At 53.3% G+C, this 11825-nt stretch carries 8 protein-coding genes; 1 reads left to right on the top strand and 7 read right to left on the bottom strand.

Annotated elements, in window-relative coordinates; all coding sequences use genetic code 11:
* Positions 1-127: 127 nt before the first annotated feature.
* A complete protein-coding gene (locus tag AO065_RS17735; RefSeq protein WP_004882997.1) occupies positions 128-2062 on the bottom strand; it encodes a RecQ family ATP-dependent DNA helicase in 1935 nt (644 codons plus the stop codon).
* 173 nt (positions 2063-2235) lie between these two features.
* On the opposite strand from AO065_RS17735, the gene AO065_RS17730 reads away from it, so the two are divergent.
* Positions 2236-3066, top strand: a complete 831-nt coding sequence (locus AO065_RS17730) for a hypothetical protein (protein ID WP_004882996.1) — start codon at positions 2236-2238, stop codon at positions 3064-3066.
* On the opposite strand, the gene AO065_RS17725 is transcribed toward AO065_RS17730, so the two are convergent.
* The 6 genes from AO065_RS17725 to AO065_RS17700 form a co-directional block, all read right to left on the bottom strand.
* Positions 3033-4694, bottom strand: coding sequence for an acyl-CoA synthetase (locus AO065_RS17725; protein WP_004882995.1), 1662 nt, complete (start codon positions 4692-4694; stop codon positions 3033-3035). The two genes, AO065_RS17730 and AO065_RS17725, sit on opposite strands and share 34 nt — an antisense overlap.
* A gap of 652 nt (positions 4695-5346) precedes the next feature.
* Positions 5347-5910, bottom strand: coding sequence for a hypothetical protein (locus AO065_RS17720; RefSeq protein ID WP_004882994.1), 564 nt, complete (start codon positions 5908-5910; stop codon positions 5347-5349).
* A 62-nt stretch (positions 5911-5972) separates the two neighbouring features.
* Positions 5973-6575, bottom strand: a complete 603-nt coding sequence (locus AO065_RS17715; protein ID WP_004882993.1) for a tetratricopeptide repeat protein — start codon at positions 6573-6575, stop codon at positions 5973-5975.
* Between the two features lie 364 nt (positions 6576-6939).
* A complete protein-coding gene (locus AO065_RS17710) occupies positions 6940-7527 on the bottom strand; it encodes a lysozyme inhibitor LprI family protein (protein ID WP_004882992.1) in 588 nt (195 codons plus the stop codon).
* Positions 7528-7883: 356 nt separating this feature from the next.
* A complete protein-coding gene (locus tag AO065_RS17705) occupies positions 7884-8657 on the bottom strand; it encodes a hypothetical protein (protein WP_004882991.1) in 774 nt (257 codons plus the stop codon).
* A 4-nt stretch (positions 8658-8661) separates the two neighbouring features.
* Positions 8662-11802 (bottom strand): peptidoglycan DD-metalloendopeptidase family protein, encoded by a 3141-nt coding sequence (locus AO065_RS17700; protein WP_004882990.1) that lies wholly within the window; start codon positions 11800-11802, stop codon positions 8662-8664.
* Positions 11803-11825: the final 23 nt, after the last annotated feature.

The raw sequence follows: 11825 nt of genomic DNA, 5'->3' as shown, positions 1-11825 counted from the left end.
CAAGCCGCCTCCCACGGTCCGGTGTTTGCTGCGCGACAGCGCTACGTCGAAGACGTGGTGGCGCCTCCCACGGTCAGGTGTCTGCTGCAGATAAGCGCTGTGTCAGGCTTATAGGCCTTGGCCGTCGTTATGAGTCCATCCGACCCTGCACCCACGTCCTGACCTGCGCATACGGATAGTCCTCAAGCTCGGCAAACCCTGCGGTCGCCCGCGCCTTGAGTTTGGTGAACAGCGGCACGCTGATGCCGCACAGGAAACGCGTCAGGCATTCGGCGCTGGGTAGCTGGCCGTTGTAGTCATGGTGCTTGCGGATGAAATCGCCACACAGGTGCTGAAAATCCCTTTCATCAAGCGGCTGCAGCGCGGGCGGCTCTGGGAGGTAAGCGACCTGACCGTGGCACACCGAACAATGTCCGCAACGCTCCGGCGCATTATCGTCTCCGAAGTACCGCGCCAGACGGTGGGTCAGGCACTGATCGCTGGCGAACACCTCCAGCATGGTGTGAATACGGGCGACCTCGGTCGTTTCGTGCTCACTGAAGTAGACGTGCAACTCGTTACTCAGCGCATCCGGGTCAAAGTCGGTGCGCAGCAGGCTGTAGACCTCGGTCATCTGCTTGCTTTCCAGCTCGATCCAGCCTTTCTCCTGAAAGTAATCCAGCGCCGTGACTACACGCCCGCGCTCGGCGCCGTATTGCTGATACAGCGCGTCGAAGTCCACCGTCGCCCAGGTTCGCGCCCGGCTGGACGTCTGAATCACAGCTTCGACAAACTGACGCCGCTCGCCCTCGAAGCGCGCCATCAACTCAGCGGGCTCGATCAGGAATTTGAAACGGTATTCGGCAAAGTACGCATAACGCGGCGCGATGATCCCGCGCAGCTCCAGTTGTACCAGCAGGGTCTTGAGCGGCAGCTGGCGGATGTTGCTGAGATCGGCCAGCGGGTTCAGCAGAAACTCCCACTGCCCGTCATGACGCGCGGCGAGCAGGTCGTCCAGCACCCGTGCTATACCCTCGCGCTCCGGCGTGTCGCCATACACGAAGTTTTCCAGCACGTTGAGGCTGTCGCGGTTGGCCAGCACCAGACAATCGGACGCCGCGCCGTCACGCCCTGCCCGACCGATTTCCTGGCTGTAGTTCTCGATGGACTTGGGCAGATCGAAATGCACCACGTTGCGGATGTCGCTTTTGTCGATGCCCATGCCGAAGGCGATAGTCGCGACGATGCAGTTCAACTGGCCACTCATGAACTGTTTCTGGATCGATTCACGCTTATCGTTCGGCAGACCGGCGTGATAGGCACTCGCGGGAAGTCCGTTCTGCTGCAGATGCGCGGCGATGTATTCAGCGGTCTTCTGCAACGTGACGTAGACAATAGTCGGCTGCCCGCCTCGCTCGCTCAGCCACTCGACCAGCCGCCGACGCTTGTCGCGTCCGGCAACCGGCTCGACCCACAGGTGCAGGTTGGGGCGATAGAACCCGGTGGTCACCACGTCCTGCGGGGCGATGGCGAATTTCTCCTGCATGTCGATGATCACCTGCGGCGTGGCCGTGGCGGTCAGCAGCAAGGCTTGGGGGATGTTGAACTCACGCTGGTAGTCGGGCAGCTTCAGGTAATCGGGACGGAAGTTGTGGCCCCATTCGGAAATGCAGTGCGCCTCGTCCACCACCAGCAGCGAGATCGGCACTTGCGTGATGAACTGTCTGAAACGCTCGTTCTTGAGGCGCTCCACGGAAATCATCAGAATCTTCAGCTCGCCGGACCGCGCCCGCGCCATGACCTGCGCGACATCTTCCCGGCTCTGCGCCGAATCGATACTTGCCGCCGAAATACCGTGACGCTGCAGGAACGCCAACTGATCCTGAATCAACGCCAGCAATGGCGAAACCACCAGCGTAAGATGCGGCAACATCAGCGCAGGCAACTGGTAGCACAGGGACTTGCCCGAGCCGGTCGGGAAAATGGCTGCAGCAGAACGCCCGGCAAGCACGGCGCTGATCGCAGCCTCCTGCCCTGGACGAAACTGCGAGTAACCGAAAACCTGTTCAAGACGCTCGTGCATAGGCAAAATTCCCTGGTGAATCAAAACGGACTCGACCTTAGCCTGTCGAGCACCGCGAATACACCTCTAATACATTTCAGAAATCCCGCCGAACGCCGATATCCTTGAAGTTTCGCGCCCGCTGCACGGCGACAAGACCTGGCAGCGTACGATGGATGACTCAAGGAGCAGGGATGAATTCCAATCAGCAGCAGCCTGACGATGACGGCATTATCCGCATCCAGCGTCTGGTGCCCGGTCAGGTCGATGTGGTGTTGGGTTCGCATCCGGCCCGGCGATCAACGCCACGTCCTCGCAAGCCGCGCGCCTACGGCCTGTGGCTGGCAGGCCTGATCGTTGTGGGTTGCCTCGGCGGCATGATTGCTTCGCAGCTGCGCAAGCCCAAGGTCATTGTTCCTGCCATTGAGCAGCCCGCCGTTGAGGCGCAAACACCCGAGACGGACTCCGAGCCCGCACTGCCTGCCAGCACGCCTTCTGCCGCCTTGCGCCAGGAGCCTTACGTGGTGCCGACACCTGCTCCTGCGACCACGGCGGCACAAAACGCCCCAGTGCAACCGCTGGATAACTGTCTGAAGAACGGCAATGTCATCGACGAAAGCGTTCTGAACTGCCGCTTCGGTCAGGTCCCGCGAGCCGTTCAGGCCGAGCCGGCCAAAGGCATGGTGTCCGCAACCTACATGGCTGAATTCAAGGCCGATGCCGCTCGCCCCGCAGCCCGTCCGTCACGCCCTTACAAGGTCGCAACGGTGTCGATACGCGAATGGGACGGCCGCGACCGCTACCGCGCGCAATGGCGTGTCTATGACAACACCATCGACGGCGACAGCGTGTGCGAAAACTTCCTCGCCCGCTCGGTGGAGCGGCGCGAGTGCCGCAGATCCGCTCAGGTCAATTTCCGCGAAGAATGCCGGGACTGGACCAAGCGCGCCAGTCGGGACCGCGATCAGGAAAGCAGAAACGCCGAACAACGCTATTGCGAAGCAGCGGCGACCTTTACGCCCTGATCGATCTGGCCATTTTTTGCCCAGTCCCGCAGCAGAAACTTCTGGATCTTGCCGGTCGAGGTTTTCGGCAGCGGTGTGAACACCACGGTTTTCGGGACCTTGAAACCTGCCAGGTGCTCGCGGCAAAAACGCATGATCTGCTCGCCCGTCACCTGGTCACAGCCGGTCTTGAGTGTGACGAAGGCACACGGCGTCTCGCCCCACTTCTCGTCGGGTCTGGCCACCACCGCCGCCTCAAGAACGGCAGGATGGCGATACAGCACGCCCTCGACCTCGATGGTCGAAATGTTCTCGCCGCCAGAAATAATGATGTCCTTGCTGCGATCACGAATCTCCAGATAACCGTCGGCATGCCAGACGGCCAGGTCGCCGGAATGAAACCAGCCGCCCTCGAAGGCCTTGTCTGTCGCGGCCGGGTTGCCCAGATAGCCTTTCATGACCGTGTTACCGCGCATGTAGATCTCGCCAATGGTCTGGCCGTCCTTTGGCACCGGCTGATGGGTATGCGGGTCGGCGACCATGACGTCTTCAAGCGTCGGGTAACGCACGCCCTGACGCGCCTTCAGCGACGCACACTCGTCAGGCGGCAACTCGTCCCACTCCGCTTTCCAGGCACAGACGGTGACCGGGCCATAGGTTTCGGTCAGGCCGTAAGCATGAGTAATACAGATGCCCATCGCCTCGACCGACGCAATGACCCGGGCAGGCGGCGCAGCACCTGCGGTCATCGCATTGACCCCGTGCCCGAACGAGACGGCCGCGGCATTGGGCAGATTGGCCAGCGCATTGAGTACGATGGGCGCCCCGCAGAGATGACTGACCTTGTGCTCGCTGATCAGCGTGATGATTTTCTGCGGATCGACCCGCCTCAGGAACACATGTGTGCCGGCCTGCGCAGTGATCGTCCACGGATAACACCAGCCATTGCAGTGAAACATCGGCAACGTCCATAGATAGACGGGATGCAGACCCATGCCCCACGCCATCTGATTGCCGATGGCGTTCAGAAACGCGCCGCGATGGTGATAGACCACCCCCTTGGGATCGCCGGTCGTGCCGGAGGTGTAATTCAGGGAGATCGGCGCCCATTCGTCCTCAGGCCACTGCCACTCGAACTCGGGATCGCCCACGGCGAGCAGTGCCTCATAGTCGAGCTCGCTGAGCGCCCGCCCTTCGCCGTATTCCGGGTCGTCCACATCAATCAACAGCGGCGGATGCTCCAGCATGGCCAGTGCCGCATGCACCACCACATGAAACTCCCGGTCAGCGATCAACACCTTGGCTTCGCCGTGCCCGAGCATGAAAGCGATGGCCGACGCATCCAGGCGCACATTCAGCGTATTGAGCACCGCCCCCAGCATCGGCACCCCAAAATGCACTTCAAGCATTGCCGGAATATTGGGCAGCATCACCGCAACCGTATCGCCGCCTTGCACGCCCAACTGGCTTAACCCTGAAGCGAGCTGACGACAGCGGCGATACGTCTGCGCCCAGTCCCGCCGGATCGCACCATGGACCACCGCCGGATAATCCGGGTAGGTCGCGGCAGTACGCTCAAGAAAACTCAACGGCGTAAGCGCCATGTGGTTGGCCGGGCCTTTGGACAGCCCCTGATGGAAGATCGACATAGACACACCTGGCGAATTATTAGCTCTGGACCCCAGCGGGCCGGTGATTTCGTGGTTCTGCTGTGCTCAGTTATAGCTCGCGCAGGCAGGACTGCATCACCCGACCTTCGACTAAATCCCACGCAGGTATAGCGAAAGGCTTACACGCTAATGAGTCATCAGCTATTTTTGAACCCGTGACATAGCCGTAATATTGGATCCAACAACTGGTGAACAAGGAGTTCGCCAGGATCAGGGACGATCGACCATCGCCACGAAGGCAGCCGACAGGGAGTTGGAATGGTCTTGGTACAAACCCGCTTCGGCGGGTTTTTTATTGCCTGCGATTTGTGAAGCGTCATGGACGAATGATCAAAAATATGTACGCCCTCTTCCTCCCACGCATCACTTGTCACATTCCCACGGCATGTTGGATGCAGGAACAGGGCTGCAACGGCCTCGTATAGCCAAAGGCTTACACGCCCTAGGGGTAGTTGGCTATTTTTGTCCAACAACAAGAGCCGTAAGATTGGATCCAACAAGTGGTGAGCAGGGAGCACACCAGGATCAAGGATGATCGACCATCGCCTAGGAGGCGTCCGACAGGAAGTCGGGATGGTCTTGGGAAAACCCGCTTCGGCGGGTTTTTTGTTGCCTGTCGAAAACGCCCCCGCTATCGACGCCTCGCCTTCCTCTCGCGCAGCATGGCCCTGCGACTCTCGATATGGCGCTTACGCGCATCCCTGAGCTTGTACTCTTCACGTAGCACCTTGCGCTGAGCGCGATTAAATACAAACTGCTCACGCAACTCCCGGTGACGCCTGCTGTTCAGTGACAAAAAGCCAAGCAACGGAAACAGCACGCCCAGCATCGAACTGATCGCATCGACACGCCGATCAGGCAAAGCCCAGGTCACCAGCACCGCAGCCAGACAGATTGCCAGCAACGCCACCAACACCCACATCCCCCACAGCCGCCCTCTTGCCAGCAAAATGCCGCCGGCTGACATGATCACACTGGTGCCCATCATGAGCTTGAAGGCATCCATGGAAGCATCGCGGTCATGACCAAACCAGGCCTGCGTGATGATGCTTGTCGTGATGGCCAGCGAAAAAATGCACATGAAAATGGAAAACATGAACATCGGAAAGTAGCGGGCACGGAAGGTGTACGGGGCGTAGAAATACATCAGCTTTGGGTCGAGGGGGCCTGGCTTGTTGCGGGATTGTTTGCCCAATTTCTAGTCTTCCTTGATGGGGTCATGACCTGTCCTGCAGAACGAACTGCGTGGAGCCTATTTCAACCGCAACTGGACACGGTCCGGATCCTGTTTGCAGGGGCTTTTGTCAGCATGGCATCACGGTAAATGGAATAGTGAGATTTGGCATCGTCGTGCCGACCCAGCGCCCAAAGCGAGTCCGCGACATTCAGCTGCAGAGGAATCCTTCCTGGCGCCAAATCCAGTAACTTTTCATAAATCTGCATGGCCCAAAGATGCTCTCCACCTTCGGCGAAGTAGAAACCAAGATCATTGTAAGCAGCAATATCTGCGTCTACCGGATAGCACGCCATGTATGACGGAACCCCCATAAACAGCGTGTCGCTCAACGAAAGCGCGCGGGGCCTGGCAGAGGACAATTTCGACGCCTGATTTCTAACCTCCTGAGGCGAAGATCCTGATGTTGAAAAATCAAACAAATGGCCTGTACTGTCTTTCCATGCATCGCCAACCCATTCTCCGTCACACTGAATCGCGGAGCCGAGATTTTTGGCGCAACCGCTCTCCAGAGAGATCACATCACAGTGGGTTTGCTCGGAAATAATACGGTTGCCTTGCGGATCTTCGACATAGCCGATTGCTGTGCGCTGGATGAGCACGTTCTTTTTATCTGGCGATACCATGCTGTTATCAGATCCAGCTACAACGCCTATACCGGAATCGACAGTCCCGTCGGGCGGTGCATATAGAAGGAAACGATGTGTGGGGGACTTATATTCCACACGACTCCAGCCACCGAATTTTTCGTTGAAATGACTGAAATGCAGCGTGCTACCGCCAATCCCGACACAATATCAACTGGATCCGTGTCCGCGTGACATAGCATGGAGCATGAAAGAGACAGGGTCACGGCCATCATTTCACGATTAAACATTCAATCACCCTGCAATCGCATAAATTCAAAAAATCTTAAAAGCAGCCGCCGACAAAACATAGCGAACCCATAAACATTCAAACACGATTTATTGACGCGCTATTATTGCCCTATCAATAAATGGGCGTTTGAAACCTCATCCTTGCCATACAGCCTTTCAGCGATTCACCGTACAACTTATTCGTCATGGCACAATTCTTCCCTGCGTAACCCTTCCAAAAAGCGCCAAAATCGCTGTCCCCGCTAACGTATTCAAAAGCCTCGGCGTAATCGAAGGATGTTACATTGTTATTTACCATCGAAACAGCTTTGTAGAATCCATCTCCCACAACGCCTGTATGAAGATAAATAAGCTCGCTCAAGCGAAAGCTTGTGAATTGCGTTTTACAGGAAATAATTTCCACGGGGGACTCAGCACCCGAGTGTTTCAGGTCGTCACAATATTCCTCTTTTAACGTGACCCACGCCTTCTGTGTGGAGAGCAGCTCAGACTTGGAAGGCGAGTCCAGCTCAGAAAGCAGCGACTTGTACTGCGCGTTCAATACTTTATCCAATTTGGCATAAGACGCTTGGGTACAAGTAATAATATCCGGATTGGATATTTCGTTGACATTACAGTCGCTGTCAGCGAACGCAGCACCCGTCAAGCTCAGCATACATAACACGGCAAACAACGCGTTTGATAAGGCTAACGACACCATCTGACATCTCCTGCTGGTACGACTTATGAGAAGGCCTATATCACCGAAGACAATTCGATCCATCGATGTAAAACAGCCCCGCTTTTACTTTCGTATGCGATCTTCAAGAAGCCAAAGCGATATTCCAAAATACGCACACGATCACCCTTGATCAGATAGCCTTTGGTCCGTGAGCCTTCCGAAGCATCAATATATAACGTGGCTTTATCTTGGCTTACTGCCGCAGCAAAACTTCCTGGCTCAAGCGATAATGCATTTTTATCAAAAACCTGATCACACGTTAGTAACGTGAAGCGCCTGAAGCTCAGGCGCGATGCAAATCAGAGACGAGCCGAAACCCTTAGTCCAAATTTAGATCAACACTTATCTAGATCTGCACATAGCACCCAGCCACTTATTTTTTTCCCTTTTGCGCTTGTATAAACTATGGAGACCCAACCGGCCTCCATAGCCTTCTGCTCGACTTCATCTCCGACAATGAGGTACATCTTAGTAATATCGCTGGCGACCGGGCTGTTATGAATATAAGTCTTTTTATTAACCTTTAATTTAATGGAAGCACCAGATCTCCAATCATCGAACCCCTTAGAATTCAACCTAGAAACAATGGATTTTTCCGTTTTATACGGAAACGTATAAACAATCTTATTTTCCTTATCTAAAACGTCTGCGCCATAACCGAAATAGCCAGACAGTTTATCATCCTCGACGTAGCGATCATTTACGGGCTTATAAACCTGAACAGTATAATAGTCTCCAGAGTACCTTTCACCCGTGTCTGACCTTATCTCTACTCCATGAATCACGAACAGCCTTTTGTCATTGTTTGGCTCAATATTTGTGAAAAATGCAGCTTTTACTTTCCCGGTATCTGCCAGGAAGGGAAGCTGGCCAATTAGTTTTTTTGTTCCATCCTCACAATCAAAAAGATTAATATCAATTCCAACCTGCTTATCCCCTTCCGCGAAGGCGCTTCCAGTTTCGTCTTCAACAGCAACAAAATCAAAAACTATAGCTGCGTTTCCAGCAGTTATAGCTGGAAACGCTTTACTCTCCGGAAGCACACACGAGACCGCATTGAGCGAAGACAAAACAGAAAAAACAAAAACAAACGCTTTGAAAAATTTCATTTTCTTACTCCGCACAAGAATTTAATTCAGCCTTGAATACGGCTAATATTTCTTTTGTGAATTCGATTCGCTCATCAAGTCCTTTAAGACCCGAATTTATTTTGGCTGTTACCGCTCGAATCTTGGCATCTATTGCTATAGCGTTGTCATCCGCAATGTTACCGATTGAGTTCTGCTTCCAAAACCATGCCCCAGTCTCGATAATCACTTTTGTATCAGTCTCAACAAGAGCCGGATTAGCATCTATGTTGGCTCCTATAGCCAATGCGCACTTATGATATGTTTCGTAGTGCGTAAGATGAAGTAGACCACGCCCTCTATAATCATTATCCGGATAGTCTGAACTACCAAAGCTGTGTTTACCGTACCCTGCATCATTCCCAATCAAATGCTGATCAACATAGACTATTTTTTGTGCTCGAGTAAGATTCATTCCTAAACGTCTAAAACCATTATCTATCGCTGTAGGAGCCATTCTATATAGTCTCTCCGCAGTATAACTGCGTCGAGTATAATTCAGGCTTTCTCTGAAAGCAGTAAAACGTTTAGTTTCATGCTTCCCTTGACCTAGAATATGGACAACTTGAGAGCACGTATTCACACCGTACTTAGGGAAAATCTCATTAGCCTTAGTGGTAAATTCAGTTAAAAATTCATCACTCACGGCAGAACCAACAAACTTCCGAACTAACGCAAGTGTAAGAGATATATTTTTCCCGCACTTCTTACAAACCGCACCGCCTGTAGACTCAAGCATATTTCCTACAAAACTCACTGGATGAAAGTGCTTGACCACCCCGCCATTATCACCAATCTTTGATTCAGCGACCAATTCATCCCAAAACACAAAATTATCTATTCGTTCTTTTTCGTGCTTCAAGACGGCCGGGTAATCCTTTAATAGTTCGTCTAAACGAGCCCACTTAGACGTACCCGACTTAAACTTCCATTCGGTTGGGTGATCAGCTATAAGCTTTGACCACCGGTCTCTGAATTCGTTATTCTTTAAAGCTGCCAGCAAATCTTCAGAAGTTAACTTACCGTCTTTATTCCCAAGCAAGTCTATTTGTTTGTAAAGCGTCATGAAGAATTCAGGCATATCATCAGGATCAAGAAAGCCATCTGATGCCTGATTACTTTCTTTAACTACTTTAAAGCCTAACCGTTCCCAATCATGCTGACTTATGACTGTTGCTAGTTCTTTCTTAATCAAACCAGACTTATTTTCACCGCTATCCAATATTGAAACGTCATACCATTCGATCGTATCTTTAAATGGAACTGCCTTTGTTAACTCGACGAAATTTTCGGTCAATATTTCAACAGTACCGTTCTCAGGCGGTTTTTTCTTTAACACCGTAGCAGCAGGAATATGTATATATTGCTTGCCCTCCTTCACGCCAGCCTTATTCTTCAAAAAATCCTCAATTCTAGGATCAGCCGAAAAGACCTCCACATGCACCTGATGCTTGCTGGAAACCCCACCTGTTGGCCCTGCAATGTTTTCGTTAAGACCCAGATACCCGATTGGATCTCCTGCTTTTATTGCCGTATCCATTGGAACGACGACATCGAAAACGGTAGGCGTCAGCTCTTGCCATTGAACAAAGCGATTGGGAGAGACATCCTCGACGCAAGCCCAGAAAGACGCTGGCACTGGCATGGTATGGCCTTTCAAGCCCGTCGTCGGACCTGAGGTGCTCGGAATGAACGTACACTCAGCCATTCGAACTGTCTTGGTTCCAATCTTGAGATTGAGCACTTTTGCACTATCGAACTCAATCGTGCTGTTCGTGCATAAAACAAGGCCCTGACTGGTACCCTGCGTCGTTGCTGCGCTTATGGGTTGTCCTGCCGGAGCACCGTGAGTGAGTGACGCAGGCGGCTGGCGGAGCGTGAGCCCGCTTGCGGTCACCACCGCTCTGACCTTGCCTTTCCAGTAGCCTGGCTTGGTTCTCTCAGGCGGGACTACTTCTTGCCAGCTGGGAGTGCCATCAGATTTGGGGTATGAAGCGCCATTCTGTTTGTAGGCAAACCAAAACTCCTGCCCATCTGTGCGCCCGCCAACTGCACCTTTTATGAGTTTTCCTTTGGCATGAACACGATCAGCGTGCTCTTCCAGAATTTCGATTTCGGCACCTGCGGAGATGGCTCCATATTCCTGACAATCGGGAGCGCCCTTGATGTCGCTTCTTGCCCTGAAGCCGCTCGCAATCATCTTGATTCGCGGAGTGGGGATCTCGTCTTGCGAAATGGGATAGCGCTCAAACGGTAACAGATGCATGTACAGGCTGTAGAACGTCAATTCGTTGCTGGTGCCAGGCTGCACTTCAGTGTTAGGTGGTGATTTATAGTCATGGCGCACGAGACAAAACGAATTTGAATATTTCAGGGTTTGGGTTGCCTCAGCACCTGCAAATTCGCTTGTCAAATAATCCTTGTTCAGGCGGTAGGCGACGACTACACCGTTGCCTATACAGCGTACAGGCTCTTCTCGAACGCATTGCGGCGCACTCTGATCGCTGATGTGGATGCCACCGTGCCAAAATTTATGGCTTCCCAAAAGATAGTGGCCTGAAGTTTCTTTCTCCAGGGCGGCAAACACTTCTTCCGCGTCCTTGAATTGCGAGCCTCCCGCTTTGCGAATAGGAAACTGGAAGCTGGCCGAAGAACCTACCTGCTCAGACGGTGCTGGGCTACCTCCAGCGGCCGAACGTTCGCTCCACCAAACCTCCGGACTGATCAACGCACCGGTAGGACCTTTCATTTGATAATGAACGTGCCTAGCGTAGGCCGCTGCTCCGCCCGGACCTCTTCCTCCCATCGCGCCAATTTCATCGCCAGCGGCAACAGTTGCTCCGACTGCGACCGTGTGACTGCTCGTATGCAGAATTTCGTGACTATTGCCATCTGCGTCTTTTATCTTGATCGATCCATATGAACCGCCCACAAATGTCACCGTACCCGCTATCGGCGCATACACTTTGGGGTTCTGCAAATTAATGCCGCTTTGACCTCCGACATAATTGAAGTCAGTACCGCCATGAGGTCCGCTAGCGCGTTGCTCGCCATAGTGACCCGTGATGTGGGGCTGTATACCATTTACCGGAGGCAGGACCCGAAGCATAACTTCAGCAAAAGACATATAAATTCCTTTTCAACCAAGCG

Source organism: Pseudomonas viridiflava (assembly GCF_001642795.1).
Classification (GTDB): domain Bacteria; phylum Pseudomonadota; class Gammaproteobacteria; order Pseudomonadales; family Pseudomonadaceae; genus Aquipseudomonas; species Aquipseudomonas viridiflava.
The sequence above is the reverse complement of the archived record's forward strand: the minus strand, read 5'-3'. Positions and strand labels throughout refer to the sequence as shown.

Bases quoted from the DNA above. Each gene is read 5' to 3' on its own strand.
- AO065_RS17735 (WP_004882997.1), bottom strand. From the start codon at position 2,062: ATGCACGAGCGTCTTGAACAGGTTTTCGGTTACTCGCAGTTTCGTCCA.
- AO065_RS17730 (WP_004882996.1), top strand. From the start codon at position 2,236: ATGAATTCCAATCAGCAGCAGCCTGACGATGACGGCATTATCCGCATC.
- AO065_RS17725 (WP_004882995.1), bottom strand. From the start codon at position 4,694: ATGTCGATCTTCCATCAGGGGCTGTCCAAAGGCCCGGCCAACCACATG.
- AO065_RS17715 (WP_004882993.1), bottom strand. From the start codon at position 6,575: ATGGTATCGCCAGATAAAAAGAACGTGCTCATCCAGCGCACAGCAATC.
- AO065_RS17710 (WP_004882992.1), bottom strand. From the start codon at position 7,527: ATGGTGTCGTTAGCCTTATCAAACGCGTTGTTTGCCGTGTTATGTATG.
- AO065_RS17705 (WP_004882991.1), bottom strand. From the start codon at position 8,657: ATGAAATTTTTCAAAGCGTTTGTTTTTGTTTTTTCTGTTTTGTCTTCG.
- AO065_RS17700 (WP_004882990.1), bottom strand. From the start codon at position 11,802: ATGTCTTTTGCTGAAGTTATGCTTCGGGTCCTGCCTCCGGTAAATGGT.